At 41.8% G+C, this 20255-nt stretch carries 18 protein-coding genes, 2 tRNA genes and 1 pseudogene (1 of these 21 cut by a window edge); 7 read left to right on the forward strand and 14 right to left on the reverse strand.

The features are described from left to right. Positions 1 to 16: 16 nt before the first annotated feature. The gene (locus tag NXV01_RS01930) at positions 17 to 409 is read left to right on the forward strand and encodes an HIT family protein (RefSeq protein WP_148367051.1); all 393 of its coding nucleotides are present in this window, start codon (positions 17 to 19) and stop codon (positions 407 to 409) included. A 55-nt stretch (positions 410 to 464) separates the two neighbouring features. Here the strand turns inward: NXV01_RS01930 and NXV01_RS01935 are convergent, their stop codons facing one another. Next, on the reverse strand, positions 465 to 1361 hold the full coding sequence (locus NXV01_RS01935) for a DMT family transporter (protein WP_148367050.1): 897 nt from the start codon (positions 1359 to 1361) through the stop codon (positions 465 to 467). A gap of 3 nt (positions 1362 to 1364) precedes the next feature. Continuing rightward, positions 1365 to 2621, reverse strand: a complete 1257-nt coding sequence (locus NXV01_RS01940) for an MFS transporter (RefSeq protein ID WP_259021631.1) — start codon at positions 2619 to 2621, stop codon at positions 1365 to 1367. Positions 2622 to 2866: 245 nt separating this feature from the next. Here NXV01_RS01940 and NXV01_RS01945 point away from each other — a divergent pair, with 245 nt between their 5' ends. Together NXV01_RS01945 and glsA are read left to right on the forward strand one after the other, a co-directional pair. Continuing rightward, positions 2867 to 4309, forward strand: a complete 1443-nt coding sequence (locus NXV01_RS01945; RefSeq protein WP_148367048.1) for a glutamate decarboxylase — start codon at positions 2867 to 2869, stop codon at positions 4307 to 4309. Positions 4310 to 4317: 8 nt separating this feature from the next. After that, entirely contained in the window at positions 4318 to 5283 is a 966-nt protein-coding gene (gene glsA / locus NXV01_RS01950; protein ID WP_259021632.1) for a glutaminase A, read from the forward strand. Between the two features lie 159 nt (positions 5284 to 5442). Here glsA and NXV01_RS01955 read toward each other — a convergent pair whose 3' ends face one another. After that, positions 5443 to 6222 carry a potassium channel family protein gene (locus NXV01_RS01955; RefSeq protein WP_259021633.1) on the reverse strand — a complete coding sequence of 260 codons (780 nt, stop codon included), beginning with the start codon at positions 6220 to 6222 and terminating at the stop codon, positions 5443 to 5445. 216 nt (positions 6223 to 6438) lie between these two features. Between NXV01_RS01955 and gadC the strand changes: the two genes are divergently transcribed. After that, a complete protein-coding gene (gene gadC, locus NXV01_RS01960) occupies positions 6439 to 8166 on the forward strand; it encodes a putative glutamine/gamma-aminobutyrate antiporter GadC (protein WP_195649939.1) in 1728 nt (575 codons plus the stop codon). 235 nt (positions 8167 to 8401) lie between these two features. Here gadC and NXV01_RS01965 read toward each other — a convergent pair whose 3' ends face one another. Continuing rightward, the gene (locus NXV01_RS01965) at positions 8402 to 9670 is read right to left on the reverse strand and encodes a cell wall metabolism sensor histidine kinase WalK (RefSeq protein WP_259021634.1); all 1269 of its coding nucleotides are present in this window, start codon (positions 9668 to 9670) and stop codon (positions 8402 to 8404) included. 199 nt (positions 9671 to 9869) lie between these two features. Here NXV01_RS01965 and NXV01_RS01970 point away from each other — a divergent pair. The 3 genes from NXV01_RS01970 (at position 9870) to NXV01_RS01980 (ending at position 11774) form a co-directional block, all read left to right on the forward strand. After that, a tRNA-Phe gene (locus tag NXV01_RS01970) sits at positions 9870 to 9942 on the forward strand. Positions 9943 to 9955: 13 nt separating this feature from the next. After that, positions 9956 to 10028: transfer RNA gene (locus NXV01_RS01975), tRNA-Pro, on the forward strand. A 108-nt stretch (positions 10029 to 10136) separates the two neighbouring features. After that, positions 10137 to 11774 (forward strand): alpha-galactosidase, encoded by a 1638-nt coding sequence (locus NXV01_RS01980; protein WP_259021635.1) that lies wholly within the window; start codon positions 10137 to 10139, stop codon positions 11772 to 11774. Between the two features lie 171 nt (positions 11775 to 11945). On the opposite strand, the gene NXV01_RS01985 is transcribed toward NXV01_RS01980, so the two are convergent. The 10 genes and pseudogenes from NXV01_RS01985 to NXV01_RS02030 form a co-directional block, all read right to left on the reverse strand. Next, positions 11946 to 12752, reverse strand: coding sequence for a hypothetical protein (locus NXV01_RS01985; RefSeq protein ID WP_195649943.1), 807 nt, complete (start codon positions 12750 to 12752; stop codon positions 11946 to 11948). Positions 12753 to 12769: 17 nt separating this feature from the next. Next, positions 12770 to 13138 carry a GntR family transcriptional regulator gene (locus tag NXV01_RS01990; RefSeq protein WP_004296279.1) on the reverse strand — a complete coding sequence of 123 codons (369 nt, stop codon included), beginning with the start codon at positions 13136 to 13138 and terminating at the stop codon, positions 12770 to 12772. 11 nt (positions 13139 to 13149) lie between these two features. Next, a complete protein-coding gene (locus tag NXV01_RS01995) occupies positions 13150 to 13974 on the reverse strand; it encodes a hypothetical protein (RefSeq protein WP_148367042.1) in 825 nt (274 codons plus the stop codon). 6 nt (positions 13975 to 13980) lie between these two features. Continuing rightward, complete coding sequence (locus NXV01_RS02000; RefSeq protein ID WP_148367041.1) at positions 13981 to 14826, reverse strand: ATP-binding cassette domain-containing protein; 846 nt, start codon at positions 14824 to 14826, stop codon at positions 13981 to 13983. 172 nt (positions 14827 to 14998) lie between these two features. Further along, positions 14999 to 16465 carry a tetratricopeptide repeat protein gene (locus NXV01_RS02005; protein ID WP_259021636.1) on the reverse strand — a complete coding sequence of 489 codons (1467 nt, stop codon included), beginning with the start codon at positions 16463 to 16465 and terminating at the stop codon, positions 14999 to 15001. Positions 16466 to 16486: 21 nt separating this feature from the next. Then, complete coding sequence (locus tag NXV01_RS02010; RefSeq protein ID WP_148367040.1) at positions 16487 to 17431, reverse strand: PstS family phosphate ABC transporter substrate-binding protein; 945 nt, start codon at positions 17429 to 17431, stop codon at positions 16487 to 16489. A 3-nt stretch (positions 17432 to 17434) separates the two neighbouring features. Continuing rightward, a complete protein-coding gene (locus NXV01_RS02015; RefSeq protein WP_148367039.1) occupies positions 17435 to 18250 on the reverse strand; it encodes an energy transducer TonB in 816 nt (271 codons plus the stop codon). Positions 18251 to 18276: 26 nt separating this feature from the next. Next, on the reverse strand, positions 18277 to 18930 hold the full coding sequence (locus NXV01_RS02020) for a biopolymer transporter ExbD (protein WP_122138839.1): 654 nt from the start codon (positions 18928 to 18930) through the stop codon (positions 18277 to 18279). Between the two features lie 15 nt (positions 18931 to 18945). Continuing rightward, positions 18946 to 19552: pseudogene (locus NXV01_RS02025) on the reverse strand (ExbD/TolR family protein). A 33-nt stretch (positions 19553 to 19585) separates the two neighbouring features. Next, a protein-coding gene (locus NXV01_RS02030) for a MotA/TolQ/ExbB proton channel family protein (protein ID WP_148367038.1) crosses the window boundary here: on the reverse strand, positions 19586 to 20255 show its 3' portion. It continues 128 nt past the right edge of the window; the window shows 670 of its 798 coding nt (coding positions 129–798); its start codon lies off the right edge, out of view; its stop codon occupies positions 19586 to 19588.

The raw sequence follows: 20255 nt of genomic DNA on the forward strand, positions 1-20255 counted from the left end.
TTTATCAATAAAAGTTATGGCAACAATATTCAGTAGAATCATCGCAGGCGAGATACCCTGCTACAAGGTAGCGGAAAACGAAAAGTTTTTTGCTTTTCTCGATATCAATCCGTTGGTAAAGGGACATACATTGGTAGTGCCCAAACAGGAAGTAGACTATATTTTCGATTTGAGCGATGAAGACCTGGCTGCTATGCATGTGTTTGCAAAGCAAGTAGCCCGTGCCATTGAGAAAGCATTCCCTTGCCGAAAGGTAGGTGAAGCTGTTATCGGACTGGAAGTGCCTCATGCACATATTCATTTAATTCCTATTCAAAAGGAATCGGATATGCTGTTTTCGAATCCGAAACTGAAATTGTCGGACGAGGAATTCAAGTCCATAGCACAAGCAATCAACTCCTCTCTATAAAACATGATGATGAAATAATGAAAGGCATTCCGTGATGGAATGCCTTTTTTCTTTACTATTCTTTACTTTCGGCTACTTCAACCAGATAAACTCCAATACAAATAAAGATGATTGCAAACGTCTGCGTCCAACTAAAGCGATCTTGTCCTAGAGCAAGGGAGGCAATGGTCGCCACAATCAGAATCAGATAACCGTAAATAGCAACGACCGTTGTCTTCAGATATTTCAAACCGACAGGCAGCAGCATATAACTGATAGTGGTAGGGAAAATCAATACGAACATCAGAATAAGGAAAGGTGTCCAATGGAACGGCATGGAGAATACCGGAGCATCAAATCCTGTAATAAATGTGACTATAATGGCAGACACGGCAGCACCGGAAAAGGTATATCGCAACATCGTTATTGCTCCAATGGCCGTGAGGATGCGCTGACTAAGAATCAGATAGACAGCATACACCACAGAACTAAGAAGACAAAGCATATTCCCCATAAAAGCATCAGAGGCCAAATCATCGCTTTGCTGGGTTAAGATGCAAACCAACGCTCCTATCAGACCGATAGAAATTCCTATTATTTTTTTAGCGCCCGCCTTCTCCTTATAAAAGAATATCATCATTAGAAAAACCCAAATAGGCTGGAGACTGGTAAAAATGGAACTGGAAACAGGAGTTGTTTTACTCAATCCGGACAGATAGAGAAACATAAAACCGTAAAGTCCCAAAGCCCCCAACAGAAAGAGGAGCCATTTATCTCTGGCTGACGATTTCTCCGGAGGCATAAACCACCCGATCACCCAAAAAGCCGCCGCCGCAAATGTGCAACGAAGCGCGGCTCCCGTCAATGGACTCATCCACAAAGGCAGAAGATACTTTAAGGCATTCATATTTAAACCGCTAAATACTTTCGAGACAGCCATGCTAAGATTGGCCTCCAGTTTCTTATTCTTCATTTTTTATTTCAATTGGTCGTTAAACAAAAAGGTATTACGGCGCCGATATGCCCAGAAAAGAGTGACAATAGTTATCAGAAGATTAAAGATAAAAGGAAACTCCTGTGATTGGGTATGGAATATCCACTGGAAAAAATCGACAATAAAGGGATAAAGCAAGATAGCCAGATAATTCATCATCATCACAAATGCCAAAGCCAAGGTAGTCTTTTGCGGTAAGGCAGTCTGCGTGGTCTTATCATAAAGCATAGGCTGAATAATGCCATATCCCAAACCAACCAGGATACATCCGGGAATAATCAGCCATTCGATTGGAGCTATCCAGATTAATAGCAGTCCCAACGCTATTGACAGCAGGCTGTATGCTTTCGTACGTCCTTTCAGCAGGGCTACGATCTTATCCAGACAGAAACCCGGAGCGGTGATAGCCAGAAAGAAGAGCGAAATCATCAATCCTGAATTACCACTGGAAAAGTGATGCTTCTCCATTAAGAAAGGCAGATTGAAAATCACTACTACCACAATATAGGTTATCACCCCATAAAAGAGCATCAACTCTATCAGATGTTTGATGTGAATACCGTATTTGCTGCCTCCTATATCTATGGAAGTAGATTGTTCGGAGGCTTCGTTGTCTTTTGTAGTATCTGCAGAAGAGGAAGGAGAGGGTGTATAAGAGACTTCTCCCGTCCGGTCTTCTTTCAAATGTCCTACCAGCAGAATGGAAATCAATGGGAGAAGATAGACAAGGAAAGGCAGATGCCAGCTGACTTCTGCAAGATAGCCCGTTACGGCAGTTGCTATCACTAACGTGAAATTAGTAATAGCGGAGCTTAATCCGAACTGTTTCACCCGATAGGTTCCTACAAAGTATCTGGAAACCAATCCGGTAGATAAAGGGATAATCAAACCGGAACCGATACCGAGCAAAGCACTTACCACAATTAATTGCCACATTCGATTGGAAATCAGATACAAAATGCCGCTCGCGGCAAAAAGCCAGAGTCCGACCTTTAATACACGGACATAATCGACTTTCTCTGTCAGTTTACCCCCCAGCAATATAAAAGGAATAATGAGCAGTGATGGTAGCGAAGTCAACATCTGTATGTCCAAATCCGTAGCTTTCGGAAATATCTTCGTAAGATCACCCAATATAGGTGAAACAGCTAGTCCCGGCAATGAAGTCAATGCCGAAATAGACCAGATAGCAATTAAAGTAATAAGGGGAATTGTTCCCCGTCCCGTCTGTATCTTCATAATGCTTATTCGTTAAAAGTTTAGGTTTGAAGAAAACAATAGTCTTCTTATAAAGTTCAAAAAACGTATATCCGGGCTTCATTGCTTTAAAAGCATCCCGGGAAGTTCTTCCGTGCAGGCCCCCCCCTTAATAAACGCCAAATAATGTAAAAGCCGGAAACTTTCAAACCTATCTGCTGTTGTTGTGGGAAATTCGACGGGGAAAATCCCCATCGCCCTAAACCTTTAAAAAAAAACAAATTAGTATGGAAGATTTAAATTTCAGAAAAGGTGATGCAAAAACCGATGTATTTGGTTCAGACAGAATGTTACAACCCTCTCCGGTAGAGAAAATACCTGATGGACCTACTACTCCTGAAGTCGCCTATCAAATGGTGAAAGATGAAACATTTGCTCAAACTCAGCCCCGTTTGAATCTGGCTACTTTCGTTACCACTTATATGGACGAATATGCTACCAAGCTGATGAATGAGGCCATCAACATCAACTACATTGATGAAACAGAATATCCGCGTATCGCTGTGATGAACGGCAAATGTATCAACATCGTTGCCAACTTGTGGAACTCTCCTGAAAAAGAGACTTGGAAAACAGGTGCTTTGGCTATCGGTTCTTCAGAAGCATGTATGTTGGGTGGTGTAGCTGCCTGGTTGCGTTGGCGTAAGAAAAGACAAGCACAGGGCAAACCGTTTGATAAACCAAACTTTGTTATTTCTACAGGTTTCCAGGTTGTTTGGGAAAAGTTTGCACAGTTGTGGCAGATCGAAATGCGTGAAGTGCCTTTGACACTTGAAAAAACCACTCTTGACCCCGAAGAAGCTCTGAAAATGTGTGATGAAAACACCATCTGTATCGTACCGATTCAAGGTGTTACATGGACTGGACTGAATGATGATGTCGAAGCATTGGACAAAGCTCTGGATGCTTACAATGCCAAGACCGGTTATGACATTCCTATCCACGTAGATGCCGCCAGTGGTGGTTTCATCCTTCCGTTCCTGTATCCGGAAAAGAAATGGGACTTCCGTTTGAAATGGGTACTTTCTATCAGTGTATCGGGCCACAAGTTTGGTTTGGTATATCCGGGACTCGGATGGGTTTGTTGGAAAGGCAAAGAATATCTGCCCGAAGAAATGTCATTCAGCGTCAATTATCTGGGAGCCAACATTACACAGGTAGGTTTGAACTTCTCTCGTCCGGCCGCACAAATTCTGGGACAATATTATCAATTCATCCGTTTAGGATTCCAGGGTTACAAAGAAGTGCAGTACAACTCTCTGCAAATAGCCAAATATATCCATAGCGAAATAGCTAAGATGGTTCCATTCGTCAACTACTCCGAAGATGTCGTGAACCCACTATTCATCTGGTATATGAAACCGGAATATGCAAAGAACGCCAAATGGACTTTGTATGATTTGCAAGACAAATTGTCTCAACACGGTTGGATGGTTCCTGCTTACACATTGCCTTCTAAACTGGAAGATTATGTAGTGATGCGTGTCGTTGTTCGTCAGGGATTCAGCCGCGACATGGCAGATATGCTTCTGGGCGACATCAACAATGCCATCGCCGAACTGGAAAAACTGGAATATCCGACTCCTACCCGCATGGCTCAAGAAAAGAATCTTCCGGTAGAAGCCAAGATGTTCAACCACGGTGGTCGCCGTAAAACCGTAAAAAAATAAAAGGATCTATGGATAAAAAAGTAACACTCGCTCAATTGAAAGAAGTGGTACAGGAGGCATACGATCAGGTAAAGACCAATACCGGCGGCAAGAATGCCGACTATATTCCTTATCTGGCAAATGTCAACAAGGATCTCTTTGGAATCAGTGTCTGCCTGCTCAACGGGCAGACCATCCATGTGGGAGACACTGACTATCGCTTCGGTATAGAATCCGTATCCAAAGTGCATACGGCTATCCTGGCACTGCGCCAATACGGTGCTAAAGAAATCCTGGACAAGATTGGAGCGGATGCAACAGGCTTGCCCTTCAATTCAATCATCGCTATCTTGCTGGAGAACGACCATCCGTCTACTCCGCTGGTAAACGCCGGAGCCATTTCTGCCTGCAGCATGGTGAAACCTATCGGAGACTCTGCCGGGAAATGGGAGGCCATCGTAGGAAATGTGACAGACCTATGCGGAAGTGCCCCGCAACTGATTGATGAATTGTACAAATCTGAATCGGGCACCAACTTCAACAACCGTTCTATCGCATGGCTGCTGAAGAATTACAACCGGATTTATGATGACCCGGATATGTCATTAGACCTTTACACCCGCCAATGCTCATTGGGAGTTACCGCATTGCAGCTTTCCATTGCAGCTGGTACAATCGCCAACGGTGGTGTGAACCCTGTGACTAAAAAAGAGGTTTTTGATGCCGCACTAGCTCCCAAGATCACTGCCATGATTGCCGCAGTAGGTTTCTACGAACATACCGGCGACTGGATGTATACTTCCGGTATTCCTGCTAAAACAGGTGTAGGTGGCGGTGTGATGGGTGTTCTGCCCGGACAGTTCGGTATTGCCGCATTTGCTCCTCCTTTGGATGGTTCGGGCAACTCCGTGAAAGCGCAGTTAGCTATTCAATACATCATGAACAAGCTGGAATTGAATGTATTTAGCAACAACCACATCACCGTTGTTGACTAAAAACTCTCTCTATCTCTTTTATAAGAAAGGTAAAGGTTACTATCTCCCGATAGTAACCTTTTTCTATTCCCCATACCTTTTTTTTTGGGGGGGACAAGGTGGAGTTCATTCATTTAGTAACGAATACTATTGTTCTTGCCCTTATCCGCAAGCACATTATTATGTACTTGCTTTTTGCACGGCTGCTTTTTCCACCAATTCTTTTTGTGCGGAAGCCTTTTTCTGTTGTTCCTCCTCCTCGTAATATTGTTTTCTACGTTTGTTGGATTGCTGAATCAGATTGGTTATATAAACCGTAAAGATAGGAAACATCATCATGCCTAAAGCAGCCAACAAAACGGAAAGTACACGTCCGGTCACCGTCTGCGCTATGATATTCGAGCCGACGGTAGTGACATCCATGAAAGCCCACCACAAAGCATCTCCATAACCATTCACCAAAGGATTCACCCGATGCTCCAACACAAAAAATGCCAGACTGGAAAAATAGACTGTTGCCAGCAACATCGTCAGGTAAGAAACAAACAAGCTCGAAGCCCGGTTGTAAGTCAACCAGCCGACCACAATGGCAAGTGCATATCCTCCTCTCAATAAAGGAATGAAACGGAGCAGATAGGTGATCTCATCCGAAAATGTCCACCCATAATAAGCGATAATATTCTGATAAGGAATCGCCACCAATAAAAAGATAAAATGCGTCCGCAAATAACGTCCCTTATGTTTTGCCAGAAAGAACTCCAATACAAAATCAAAAAGAAACCAAAGACAGATAAATAGCTGTACTTTCATGTACGAAGACTGTGTATAAAACGGAATTCCCTTAAAAGTATCCACCGAGATACTGATAACCAGGAATAGGGACATTATTAATATAATAATGTGAAGAATACCATAGATTCCCTTTTTCCCGGAAATAAAATCTGAAAGCGCTGATTTCATAACTACTTAGTTTATAATAAAATGATTCATATATTATTTAGATGGTTTAGAAACAATCGAAGAAAGCGATTGTTTCGGAAGAAGTAAATCCGGGATTACAATCTCCCATTTCGGGGATGTTAATTAACGAACTTTGAAAGAGATTGCGGAAACATCTCACGCAAAATGTTGTTATAACACTGACTTTAAAATATTTTTCACTTAAAACCTTAACTTATGGCGAATATTAAAAATGCAGTGAAGCTAGGCGTGTTTACCCTGGCTATCATGAATGTTACGGCAGTAGTATCCTTGCGTGGACTACCAGCCGAGGCCGTATATGGAATGAGTTCGGCCTTCTATTATCTTTTTGCAGCTATTGTCTTTCTAATCCCTACATCGCTCGTTGCAGCCGAATTGGCGGCGATGTTTCAGGATAAACAGGGTGGTGTGTTCCGGTGGGTAGGCGAAGCCTACGGCAAAAAGCTGGGATTCCTCGCCATTTGGGTACAATGGATCGAAAGTACGATCTGGTATCCGACAGTGTTAACGTTTGGTGCCGTATCTATCGCTTTCATCGGAATGAATGACGTACATGACATGTCACTGGCAAACAATAAGTATTATACGCTCGTCGTAGTACTTATCATCTACTGGCTGGCTACTTTCATTTCCCTGAAAGGTATGAGCTGGGTAGGTAAAGTTGCCAAAGTCGGTGGTATGGTCGGTACAATTATCCCGGCTGCCCTGCTGATTATCTTGGGAATCATTTATCTGGCAAGCGGCGGACATTCCAATATGGATTTCAATAGCAGCTTCTTCCCCGACTTTACCAACTTTGACAATGTCGTTCTTGCTGCCAGTATCTTCTTGTTTTATGCCGGTATGGAAATGGGGGGTATCCACGTAAAAGACGTAGAGAATCCTTCTAAAAATTATCCGAAAGCCGTATTCATCGGTGCACTTATCACAGTGTTGATCTTCGTTTTGGGTACTTTTGCATTAGGTGTGATTATCCCTGCAAAAGATATCAACCTGACTCAAAGTCTGCTTGTCGGTTTCGACAACTATTTCAAGTATATCCATGCTTCCTGGTTGTCACCAATCATTGCCGTCGCCCTTGCATTTGGTGTACTGGCTGGTGTATTAACATGGGTTGCCGGTCCGTCAAAAGGTATATTTGCCGTAGGCAAAGCCGGATATATGCCTCCGTTCTTCCAGAAAACAAACAAACTGGGTGTACAGAAGAATATCCTGTTCGTACAAGGTATCGCTGTAACTGTATTAAGTCTGTTGTTCGTTGTCATGCCGTCCGTACAGAGCTTCTATCAGATTCTGTCACAGCTGACAGTTATTCTTTATCTGATTATGTACTTGTTGATGTTCTCCGGAGCTATCGCATTGCGTTATAAGATGAAGAAACTCAACCGTCCGTTCCGTATCGGTAAATCCGGCAACGGTCTGATGTGGTTTGTCGGTGGCCTTGGTTTCTGCGGATCATTACTTGCCTTTATCCTCAGCTTCATCCCGCCCAGCCAGATCTCTACAGGTAGCAACACCGTTTGGTTCTCCGTACTGATTATCGGTGCTATTATCGTTGTTGTTGCTCCGTTTATTATCTACGCTTCCAAGAAACCGTCTTGGGTAGATCCTAACTCCAATTTCGAACCGTTCCACTGGGAAGTTCAAGCTCAACCAGCCACTGTCAATGTCAGTGCAAATAACACTAATGCTGCCCGTCCTACCGCAACTTCTGTACATACAGGAGGCGCAACCGGGACAAGTACAGCTAAGCCCGGTGCAACCGCTCCTAATGCAGCAGTTTCTGATGCGGCATCCTCTGGTGCCACCGCCTCCGGTGCTACTCCATCAAACAGCAGTTCTGCTACATCCAGTGGAAATTCTACTTCCGGCAAAGCATCTCCGGGAACCGGAGACAAAGATAAGGATGCACCTAAGTCGTAAAGACTAAGTGTCCATCCTGTTCACAAAAAAATAAGAGGTTGTTCAAACAGCCTTGAACTTATAAAATTACCCTCACTACAGTGAAGTGCTCCCCTAAAGTCAGTTATAAAACCTTTGGGATGCACTCCACGGTTGTAGTGAGGGTGATTTATTTTAGGGGATTTTCTCCAGCCTTCTTATTTAGAAGTATGTTCCCCATCATTTAATCGATACAATACCTGTCGATTGAAGAATCTTATTTTATTGCCTGTGGCTTTATCCGTTCCGGCTTTATCACCCGTGGCAACACAAAGCTGAAAGTAGATCCCCGGTTAATTTCCGAATCAAGTTCGAGACTTCCACCCAGATTTTGGAGGATCGTTTGTGAAAGAGTCAGCCCAAGTCCTGTCCCCTGCATTTCACGATCGAGTTTTATGAAACGTGAGAATATTTTTTTCTGTTCCTCTTCCGGTATGCCAATGCCTGTATCGGACACAACAAAACAAACTTCTTCCGTTCCTTTCTGGCTACAACTAAAACGAATTTCACCCGATTCGGTGAATTTCATTGCATTATGTAATAGGTTGGACAATACCTGAATGATACGTTCCCGCTCCGAATACATCATTATAGGTTGTATGTGTGCCTCACAAACCAATTCCACCGACGAGTTATTCAATTTCGTTTTAAAAATTCCCTCCAACTCTCTTAGTAAATCATTGGCATCAAAATCTGTATAAACAAAATCTACTGTTCCCGATTCTATTTGAGAAAGATCAAAAATATCATTCACTAGGCGCAACAAGCGTTCATTATTCTCTGCAATAACATCAGCATACATTTTTCGTTCCTCTTCACTGGAAGCCGATACCATCAAACCCGAAAATCCGACAATCGCATTTAGCGGTGTACGTACCTCGTGGCTCATATTAGCAATAAAGGCAGATTTCAATTTATCGGCAGAAACAGAATGTTCTCTTTCAATAGACAGTAGCCTTTGCGCATTTTTCAGCTCCGTCACATCATAAACAGTCAACACCATATAATCTTCGCCATGAATATTCAAATAAGTACCCGATACCGATACATCGCAAGGAGTCACTTTCGTTTCATCCTCACTCAATAACTTCATGGAAGCTTCCAGATTTTTAAAACTTGCTTTCTTGCAAAAAGCCTTACCGATAGACGCACGGATACAACATAGTTTGCATTGTTCATGCTGACCACATTCACCGGCTGCAATCGCATTTCTACAATGCAGCAAATCCCCTACTCTTTTTGTAACTCCACCTACCTGAACTGGAAGATGGTTCAAAGAATAATAATTGGTATCACAAACTACAAAATCTTTGTCAATCAATAAAAAGTAAGCATTGATGTTCTGCAAAACCAGAGCCAACTTTTTAAGTTCATTCTCTTTGTTTTCCTTCAAATACACCTCTTTTTGGAGTGACTGACACTTTGCCCACATATAAATGAAGGCAGCTAACAAAACTATTATAACAATAATCGCCAGTAATGACATAGTAATAGAGTGTTTATATTGTTTTGATCGTTTCAGTCCGTAAATTTATAAAATATGTCGCACAAACAGCTGTTTATCTACATATTTATTCTAGCAAAAATGCATTTATATTTCTACGAGTCTAAAATTGGTAAAAATTTCCCCTTAAGTTATTGCGGTATTAAAAAATATACTTATCTTTGCACCCGCAAACGAGAAAGGTGCCATAGCTCAGTTGGTAGAGCAAAGGACTGAAAATCCTTGTGTCCCCGGTTCGATTCCTGGTGGCACCACTTCTTAAGCAATCGGAATGTAGCGCAGTTGGTAGCGCACTACGTTCGGGACGTAGGGGTCGGGCGTTCGAGTCGCCTCATTCCGACAAAAATAAAGGGTAACTTTCTGGAGTACAGTAAGTTGCCCTTTATTTCTATTCAGTCACCTGAACAAATTCAGGACGGATATGTAATAAAACACAACCTATTATATCATGAAAAACAGGATTTATCTCTTTACAGTAGCAGTAGCTTCTTTTATGTGCATCAGTTGCACAAAGACTCAAACTATCCTTTCCGAGAATGAGAAGACAGTCAATCCTCCCATCATGGGATGGAGTTCATGGAATGCATTTCGTGTAGATATCAGCGAAGACATCATCAAGCATCAAGCCGACCTGATGGTGAAAAAAGGTCTGAAAGATGCCGGATATCATTATGTCAATGTTGATGACGGCTATTTCGGAAAGCGCGATGACAACGGGATTATGCATACCCACGAACAACGTTTCCCGAATGGGATGAAACCGATTGCGGATTACGTTCACAGCTTGGGAATGAAAGCCGGTCTCTATACCGATGCGGGCAACAGCACATGTGGCTCCATGTGGGACAATGATACAGCAGGTATAGGAGCTGGTATCTATGGACACGAATCGCAAGACGCCCAATTGTACTTTGGCGACTGGGGTTTCGACTTTATCAAAATTGATTATTGCGGAGGAGATGCGCTGGGACTTAATGAAAAGGAACGATACACTTCCATCCGGAACAGTATAGACAAAGTAAACAAAGATGTTTCCATCAACATCTGCCGATGGGCTTTTCCGGGCACTTGGGCTAAAGATGCAGCAACTTCCTGGCGTATCAGTGGAGATATTAATGCACATTGGGGATCATTAAGATATGTAGTAGGAAAGAATCTCTACCTGTCAGCCTATGCCGGAAACGGACATTATAATGACATGGATATGATGGTCATCGGATTCCGTAACGACAGTAAAGTAGGCGGACAAGGTCTTACTCAGACAGAAGAAGAAGCTCATTTCGGTTTATGGTGTATCATGAGCTCTCCTTTGCTTATCGGATGCAATCTGGAAAACATACCGGATTCTTCGCTCGAACTGCTGACTAATAAAGAACTGATTGCCCTCAACCAAGATCCGCTGGGCTTGCAGGCCTATGTAGTGCAGCATGAAAATGAAGGCTATGTACTCGTTAAAGATATTGAACAGAAACGTGGGAATGTACGTGCAGTAGCTCTTTACAATCCTTCCGATACCATCTTCAGTTTCTCCGTGCCGTTCTCTTCACTGGAATTTGGAGGAAACGTAAAAGTACGTGATCTGGTAAAACATAGTGATTTAGGAAACTTCTCCGGTACCTTCGAACAAACGCTTCCTGCACACAGTGCCATGTTTCTCCGCATAGAAGGTGAAACACGCTTGGAACCGACCTTGTACGAAGCGGAATGGGCTTATTTACCTCTTTTCAATGACCTTGGCAAAAATCCTAAAGGTATTCTTTATGCCCATGATAAGGAAGCCTCCGGCAAAATGAAAGTAGGTTTCCTTGGCGGACAACCGGAAAATTATGCCGAATGGCGGGAAGTATATAGCGAAGATGGCGGACGCTATGATATGACCATCCATTATTTATATGGCAAAGGACGACAAATAGAACTGGACGTAAACGGCATCATTACCAAAATCGACTCTCTAGGAGAGGATAATGGTCATAACCAAATCACAGTTCCCGTCGAATTAAAAGCCGGATACAACACTATTCGCATGGGTAATAGTTATAACTGGGCACCGGATATCGACTGCTTCACTCTGAAGAAAGCGCTGTAATTTGACTATATAACCTCATCTATTAAAAGGAGCAATAACGGAATAAATGTGCCCCTAAAAGTTTTTCATCTTACTTTTAGGAGGCACTTTAAAATCCATTATTGCTCCTTTTTAGTTTAGATACTGTCTAGTAATCCGTATCATATTTGATCTCTTCATACTTATTCCTGTTTATTCCGGTGTTATCATAATCACCGCTTCCTCTCTTACATTCACCTGCAAACGTGCATCTTCTGTCAGAGGTGTCCAGACCACCCGCTTACATTCTCCTTTCTGCAGATCATTAGAGTGACGATCGCTGCCACTCAGATATTCCGTCCCCACTTCCGTATTCTCAAATGTCCATCTCCATACACCATCCAAATTCAAATAGAAGTTTTCAATTTTACTATCTTTTGCATGAAAGTCCAGTCCATTTCCCTGAATATCAAACGAACCAAGTCGGCAAGAATCCAATGATATGTTATAACGATTACCACGAACAAACAATGAATCTGTTTCAACATTTATCAGATTCAATTTCAAGCCTTCTGCATCAGCAATGATACTGGCCAGCGAATCCACAGCCAAACTCACATCAAAACCACTCACAAAGATATAATCTCTGTCCCGATACTTTTCCGGACTATTGTTCACATTAAGATCTAACTTCATAAACAAAGTATCATCCTTTTGGGTAACATTCAAATAGTCCCCTTTGGGATATGAAACCTGTTCTTTCCCTGACGAAGCGGCAGTAGATCCTATTTTCATTTCGCCGCTAATAAACACACGTCTCGTTTCAGGTACTCCATCCTGGCTGGTAAACACCTTTATAACATGTATGCCATTCAAATCCATCTTCACCTGTTCATTACCCAAAAAGGCTCCATCTTCCTGATACGGCTTCCCCGACATAAATATGAAAATAATAGTTGCCACAATTACAATCAATCCGGAAACGAGAAGGCCTATAAATATATAAGTAGTACGTTTCATAATATTTCGTCTTTATTCTATTTCTGCTTTTTTATAAACTCATGATACATTGTCTCTATTTCTTTTATCGGTATATCAAGCGTATACAACTGACGAAAGAAATAGTCCAATTCTTCCTTCAAAAAGGTATCTTTACGGAGAGAATGAATCAATTCCTTTGCTCCCGAAGCTACAAAATACCCTATGCCACGTTTATTATAAATAATATTTTGTACCTGAAGATAGTCAAAGGAACGCATCACCGTATTAGCATTCACCTCCACAATGGCAGCATACTCTCTGACAGAAGGAATCCGCTCCTCTTCCGGATATTGCCCCAGCAATATCTCATCACAGATTCTATCTGCAATCTGTAAATAAATAGCTTTACTTTCTTTAAAATTCATAGGTTAAGGTATTACATTCTATTAATAATTTCAGACTCCTTAAAGCGGAAATAAGCCAGTGTCCAATTCACCAACGCAAAAAAGATGCCGACGCCAATTACGATCCACATGACAACTTCCTGTGACTCCAATACGCCTCCTGAATAGTGCTTGTTACTGCCTTCCAACAACCCCCTACTCACCAAAGCAGCCACTAAAAAATATACTATGCCTATAATCGTTCCCGATGCAAATGTTTTCAAAAAAGAATTCTTAGGCCAAATAGAGCTACCTAACACAAATAAGGATTGAACAAAGAAATACCCTGATATCAGCGCTCCAAATTCCAACCCTCGCCTGCATAAAGTATAATATTTTTCATCACCAACCAAATGTGACAAGTCGACAGGAGTAATAAAATCCTTCTCCGGATAGGCTAAAGAATAGACAGCAAAGCGCGTATAGTCCGCCAACTTATAACATATCAGGAAAACAACCAGATACACAACCGTAAATACAAACCATCTGGAGAAAAACTTCTCGAAAGGAGTTGCCGGAATCATTAACATGGAAGTACGGCTCGTTTTCGTTTTCATCTTTTCCATTGTAAACGAAGCACTCAAACAGCCGAATCCCCACAAAGCCCAGATAAAAGTGACAAGAAGAAATACCCACGCCGGATCCTCCTGATAATTATAAGTACCTCTATACTCAAAATATCCATTCCAAACCATTACCACTGCCATCACTCCATACATCAACACCATACGAAGCACATTCGATCTCCAATTCTCCACCATCTCCTTACGGCAGAGATTTATAAAACGAGGCAAACTGAAAAAAGTATCTTTTATCATCGTCTTTTATTTTTGAGTGTGAAACAATCGGGCAATCTCTTCAGGAGTAGCCAGTGTAGCATTAAAAAGAAGTTCCAGGTTTAGTTCCGACTCGTCCTGCTTTTCATTAGGAAGGATCAGGTAGTTACCCTGAATAGTAGGAATTGCAAAAAGTGCACTTTTGGCCAATTCCCGATCATCACTCTCCACAAAGAAAAGTTTGTCGCAAATATTACTTGTCGACTCATCCAGCAACACACGGCTGTCATCCATAATCAACACATGATCGAGCACTTTGTCTATGTCACGAACCTGATGCGTGGAAATCACAATCGTTTTATCGTCCGACATACCTGATGCTATAAACTTACGAAACTGACTTTTGCCGGGAATATCCAGCCCGTTGGTCGGTTCATCCATCAACAAAAGAGAGGTATTCGTAGCAAGCGCAAAACTCATGAACACTTTCTTTTTCTGCCCCATAGAAAGCGCTCCGAGATCAATATCTATATCCATCTCAAAATAATGAAGATATTTGATCATCTCTTCCTTACTGAAACGAGGATAAAAAGGACTGTTCAACTCAATATAGCTGACCAAAGAAACCGAAGGCAACTCAAATTCTTCGGGAACTAAAAACATATCCTGCAAAGTAACCGGCAACCGACGGCGCACATCTGTATCGTGGAACATCACTTTACCGTTTTTAGGAGTCAACAAGCCGGACATCAGATAGAGAAGAGTAGATTTTCCCGCGCCATTCTTTCCCAACAGTCCATATACCCTGCCGGATTCGAACGAAAGCGAAAAATCATGTAGTACCGCACGCTTCGATTTACGATAAGTAAATGAAAGATTTTCTACTGTAATCATAGTATTTCTGTTTAATGAATAATGTTCTTTAGGTGTATTAGTGTAATAGTACACCACAAAAGTAGACAATCTTTTGAATATTCCAATAGAAAAGAAGAAAAAAGTACAAAAAAAGGAGGAGCTAAGATCACTCTCCACTCCTCCTGTCACGACAAACAACTAAAATTATTCACTATTTGATGCCGTCCAATGCCCTTTTAGCAGTAGCATTAGCGGGGTCTATAGCCAGAATTTTACTCCAGTATTCGATGGATTTATCTTTATTAGCCTTTGCTTCCGCTTTCAATGCCGGATTTTCGATAGCTAACAAATAGTAATATCCAAGATAACTGTAGCATTCAACCAAAGCTGAATTGTAATGAGGATCGTTTTTGCTTTCCAATAAAGCGGCCACTTCCTCATAGAAAGGTTTCGCAAGTCCTTGAGTTGTCTCAGGGTCAAGTGCTGAATTGGCACGAGCTCTCCAGAAGTTACCCAAATAGTTGTCCGGCGCTGCTTCTGCAATTGCATGGAAAGTAGAATCGGCGGACATTAACGCTTGCTTGCGTTCTTCAACAGTGATTGCTAATGAATCAGGTTGCGTACCAGCACCGTAATAAAGTCGACCAAACTGGAACTGTAAGTCCGGAGTCTGTTTTTCTTTATCAAGAGATGAATAATATTTCTGGTAAGCACTGATTGCTTTCTTATAATCATTCTTCTGTTCGTATGCAGAAGAGATATTCTTATATAAATCCGTCTTTGTCGGATCCATCTTTACCGCTTTCTCATATTGTACCACTGCATCATCATATTTTTTCAGACTCTCCAGCAGATGTCCATAATACATATAATCCAAATATGAATAATCGGCTTTATCACATTCCTTGAAGAAGACATCTGCAGCCTTCAACGCTTCATCAAAACGCTTCAGGTCAGTATAATTATACATTGCCAAACGATTGAACGCAGCATGGTGGGCATTCTTTTGCAATCCCATATTAGCTACTTCGAGTGATTTATCAAAATCATGGTTCAAAAATAGAGCAAAAGCATACTTCACCAAATCTTCTTCCGTAGCAGTAGGTCCCATTGCAAAATTCGCATAAGCCTCTACCGCTTTATTAAAATCATTTTTTAAATAGTAAATCTCGGCTAATTTTTTATCTACAGCTGTGTTGGACGGTTCCAGTTCCTTCAATTGGTTCAGCTTCTCAATGGCAAGACTTGCATTGGCTGATTTATAAATATCTGCATATTTCAGATAAGCTTCCGTGCATTTCGGATCGAAATAAATTGCCTCCTCATACTTTTGAGAAGCCAGACCCGCATTTTTCTGTTTTACGGCAATATTTCCTTCCAATACAGAAGCAAGAGCCGATTTACCATTCGCTTTTCTGGCAAGAGCTGCATACTCCTGCGCTTCTGGAATCTTGTCAGCATTCAGATATGCATCTCCAATAGCTACCAGCAATTCCACATTTTTCTTATTTTTTCCTTTAATCAGATGCTCAGCTTCTTCAGCAGCCTGTGCCGGATTCGTCTGAATAGTTTCTTTCAATTTCGCAACCCCGGCCTGCCATTCGGCATCAGATGATTGCGCATAGAGCGACCCTACTGCTATAAACGCTCCAGCCAAAAACATTTGTACTCTTTTCATTATAGTCTCTAATTTTAGTTATTATTCGTCTTTCACGTGGACAATACGTACCGGCTGAGTAGCCGGAACAAGTCCGGATTTTAATATAATCCTCTGCCCTTTGTCGGATGTCATAAAAGAAGCAAATCCCCAAGGCAGCCCACTGCGAGGATCATTCAGCAATGCATAAATAGATCGTGCCAACGGATAGTTACCATAAAACAAGTAAGCCTGATAAGGTTTATAACTGTTAGCAGGAGTTGCTACATCCTCTGCACTCACTGACATCACTCTGATCTCTTCGCGAAAAGAAAGATTGGTTGTATCACTGCGGTTCCCCAACCAGTTTACTCCAATAACTCCCATAGCATCGGGATTATTCGCTACATAATCTATCACCTGCTGGTTGGTTTTCAAGGCACTGACGTTACCTTCAGCCAACTCTTTTCCACCACAGATTGAATCCATTGCAAAACGTACGGTACTGGAGTTCTTATTATCGAACACCACCTGAATCCCTTTCAAACGGGAATTCGGATTTACCTCTTTCCAGTTTTTCACTTCACCGGTAAGGATGCGGCGGAAATCACGTACACTCAACAAAGAATCCGGATTAGCACGATTCACAATCAATGCCAGACCATCCGTAGCCAATTTTATCTCGCGAGGGAAAAACTTACGGCTGTGGAATGAATTCATTTCTTCCTTAGTCAGTGTCCGGGTTGCAATAGCCAACCGGACACTGTCTTTCAGAAGTAAATTTATCGCTTCCACTTCAGTTGTGTAGCGAGGGACAATCCCGGCCAAAGGGTAAAGGCTTTCAAACACCTCTATCTCTTCTTGTATGATAGGTTCAAAACTCTCATCCGCTGCGATAGATACCACACCGGAAGAATAAGTATCCGTCGGTCCTTTTGACTTTGAGTTACAAGCACTCAACGTCGCTAACACAACAATTCCTATCAGCCTTAATTGTCTCTTCATCATTCTTTACTGTAGTTTAAACATTACCGGAACGGTGAACTTCACACGTACCGCTTTTCCATTCTGCTTACCAGGGAGCCATTTCGGCATGCTTTTTACCACACGAACAGCTTCCTTATCCAAATAAGGGTCTACACCACGAGCCACATGTACGTCAGAAATAGAACCATCACGTTCCACAACAAACTGTATAATAACGCGACCTTGTGTTCCATTCTCCTGTGCAATAGTCGGATATTTGATATTCTTACCCAGGTAAGCCATCAATTCAGACTGTCCACCGGGGAAAGTCGGCATCTGTTCTACCATATCGAAAACCTTTTCCGGTTCCGGTGCAGCCTGTGTTACCACCTGCTTAAGGTCTGCGATATCTTTACCGTTAGCCTCGTCATTACCTTTTACGTCGGCAATGGAGATAGATACTTTGGTAGCATTCAAATCTTCCTGGCTCTTGATTTCATTGTCTTCATGCACTTCTTCATCTTTCTTGATGACAGGAGCTGTAAACTTGATAGAACTCTTCAATGCAGGGGGAGGAGGTGCCACCGGTTCAACGCGTTTCATCTCTTCCTGTTTGATTTCAGGTTCTTCCAATTTTGACAGAGTAGTTACTTCTGTCATCACTTCTTTCTGCTCCGGAGTTGCCAACTTAAGCAGTGTAGGGATACTAAATCCAACCGCTGCTATGACCACTACAATCAACATAGCGACATTATGTCGTTTTGTTGAATTGGCACGCAGTCTATATGCGCCGTATGCTTGGTTTTTGCCTTCAAAAATCAGTTGACACCATTCCGAAGAAGCTAAATCTAATTTTGCCATTTTACTTTTCTTTTTTAGGTGTTACATCAATTATCGGCTAAGTTCTGTGACAATCCACCTTTCGCATCGTAATTCTTAATCAAGAATTCATCAGCTTCAGCGATATCTGTTATCACATATTTACCAATATTACATATCTGCATTTCGTCCAGCGCGTCAATCAGATTCATATAAGAAGCATCATCAGTAGCTTTGATAATTACGGTCGGTGTATCCTTTCCGCTCTTTATCTCAGAAACCTGCTTCTTAAATTCATCATCCGTGATCTTTAGATCAAGTTTTTGCTGCTTCAATTCCCTTACTTTATTGACAGCAACAGCATTCTTCTGAAGAAGTACGGCACGCAGTCCATCTGCGCCGTAGCTAGTTTCTTTCAACGAGGTATAATCCTTATAATTAGGTTCTCCCTCGTAATAATAGAGTTTGTTATCAGCTCCCAGCAATAACGTAATTGCTTGTGAAGCCTTCACCATACTCTTTTGTTGTTCAGTTATATCTTTGTCATTACTCGGCATGCTTATCTCCATCGTCTGAGGTTTGCTCAGTGTGGTACAAAGCATAAAGAAAGTAATCAGCAACATGTTCATGTCCACCATCGGTGTAAAGTCCACCCGGACAGATATTTTCTTTTGCTTGCTTTTTCCTCTTTTTCCGCCGCTCTCTTGTACTTCAGCACTCATTGTATTTCCTCCTTTTTAATTTTCAGATTCTGCTTTGAGAGAAGTAATCAGATTGTACCGATTTTCCCGCAAATCCTGAAGTGAGTTCATAACGTTCTTTATCACTGAGTATGGAGTCGTAGCGTCTGCCTTGATAGCAATGCGTAGATCAGCGTTAGCAGTACGTGCATTACGTACCCACGATTTAAACTGATTGTCAACACTATCGCATGGAATACCTTCATTCTTTAAGATCTTATCCCGTTGATCTTCCGGGAGATCAAGATATTTCTGCATACTTCTGATAGGTACTCCAAAAGTAGAAGACAAGATAAATCTCTTCTCCTGTTCCGGAGTAAACTTAATGCCATACTCTTCACCCATGCTCTCCAATACAGCCTGCATATCCTGCTGCTTGTCGAGGCTCATAAATATTTTTCCTTCCGGATCAACCAGAATCTGGAGTACATTCGTCTCCGGAATCTTGATTTCCGATACGGAAGCCGGAGTGGTAACTTGTACTGGTTCTTTCTTCACAAATGTTGAAGTCAACATAAAGAAAGTCAGAAGCAATACAGTAACGTCACTCATAGCTGTCATATCTATGAACGTACTTTTCTTTTTTAATTTGCGCTCTACCCATGATTAATAATAGATTTTATAAGGGTTCGCAGAATTAGTGAGTAGCAGCAAAAGTTTGCACGATAGAGAATCCGACTTCGTCGAGTCCGTAAGTCAATTTATCGATTTTGTTAGTGTAATAGTTGTAAGAGATAACAGCCAATGCACCAGTCAAGATACCGAAAGCAGTGTTAATCAAAGCTTCAGAGATACCTTGTGACAAAGCCATAGAGTCGGCACCACCACCAGCAGACAAAGCAGCAAATGAACGGATCATACCGATTACAGTACCAAGCAATCCCATCAATGTACCCAAAGTAGTGATAGTAGCGATGATCGGAAGGTTTTGTTGCATCATAGGCATTTCCAAAGCAGTAGCTTCTTCAAGTTCTTTCTGGATAGCCAACAGCTTCTGTTCTTTAGGAAGAGCAGTGTTCTTTTCCATTTCTTCATACTTACGCAAAGTAGAAGTTACTACGTTAGCAACAGAACCACGTTGTTTGTCACAGATTTCCTGTGCTTTCTTCATGTCACCTGCAGCTAAAGCGTCTTTGATATTAGCTACAAACTTAGCCAATGAACCTTTACCGAAAGCAGAACGAAGAGCAAAATAACGCTCGATGCTCAAAGCAAGTACAGTTAACAACAATGTCTGGATAATAGGTACGATGATACCACCTTTGTAAATAGTACCCAACATGTTCAACGGGTGATTGTTAGGGTCA

Source organism: Bacteroides sp. BFG-606 (assembly GCF_024788145.1).
GTDB lineage: Bacteria > Bacteroidota > Bacteroidia > Bacteroidales > Bacteroidaceae > Bacteroides > Bacteroides vicugnae.

Bases quoted from the DNA above. Each gene is read 5' to 3' on its own strand.
- NXV01_RS01930 (WP_148367051.1), top strand. From the start codon at position 17: ATGGCAACAATATTCAGTAGAATCATCGCAGGCGAGATACCCTGCTAC.
- NXV01_RS01935 (WP_148367050.1), bottom strand. From the start codon at position 1,361: ATGAAGAATAAGAAACTGGAGGCCAATCTTAGCATGGCTGTCTCGAAA.
- NXV01_RS01940 (WP_259021631.1), bottom strand. From the start codon at position 2,621: ATGAAGATACAGACGGGACGGGGAACAATTCCCCTTATTACTTTAATT.
- NXV01_RS01945 (WP_148367048.1), top strand. From the start codon at position 2,867: ATGGAAGATTTAAATTTCAGAAAAGGTGATGCAAAAACCGATGTATTT.
- glsA (WP_259021632.1), top strand. From the start codon at position 4,318: ATGGATAAAAAAGTAACACTCGCTCAATTGAAAGAAGTGGTACAGGAG.
- NXV01_RS01955 (WP_259021633.1), bottom strand. From the start codon at position 6,222: ATGAAATCAGCGCTTTCAGATTTTATTTCCGGGAAAAAGGGAATCTAT.
- gadC (WP_195649939.1), top strand. From the start codon at position 6,439: ATGGCGAATATTAAAAATGCAGTGAAGCTAGGCGTGTTTACCCTGGCT.
- NXV01_RS01965 (WP_259021634.1), bottom strand. From the start codon at position 9,670: ATGTCATTACTGGCGATTATTGTTATAATAGTTTTGTTAGCTGCCTTC.
- NXV01_RS01980 (WP_259021635.1), top strand. From the start codon at position 10,137: ATGAAAAACAGGATTTATCTCTTTACAGTAGCAGTAGCTTCTTTTATG.
- NXV01_RS01985 (WP_195649943.1), bottom strand. From the start codon at position 12,752: ATGAAACGTACTACTTATATATTTATAGGCCTTCTCGTTTCCGGATTG.
- NXV01_RS01990 (WP_004296279.1), bottom strand. From the start codon at position 13,138: ATGAATTTTAAAGAAAGTAAAGCTATTTATTTACAGATTGCAGATAGA.
- NXV01_RS01995 (WP_148367042.1), bottom strand. From the start codon at position 13,974: ATGATAAAAGATACTTTTTTCAGTTTGCCTCGTTTTATAAATCTCTGC.
- NXV01_RS02000 (WP_148367041.1), bottom strand. From the start codon at position 14,826: ATGATTACAGTAGAAAATCTTTCATTTACTTATCGTAAATCGAAGCGT.
- NXV01_RS02005 (WP_259021636.1), bottom strand. From the start codon at position 16,465: ATGAAAAGAGTACAAATGTTTTTGGCTGGAGCGTTTATAGCAGTAGGG.
- NXV01_RS02010 (WP_148367040.1), bottom strand. From the start codon at position 17,431: ATGATGAAGAGACAATTAAGGCTGATAGGAATTGTTGTGTTAGCGACG.
- NXV01_RS02015 (WP_148367039.1), bottom strand. From the start codon at position 18,250: ATGGCAAAATTAGATTTAGCTTCTTCGGAATGGTGTCAACTGATTTTT.
- NXV01_RS02020 (WP_122138839.1), bottom strand. From the start codon at position 18,930: ATGAGTGCTGAAGTACAAGAGAGCGGCGGAAAAAGAGGAAAAAGCAAG.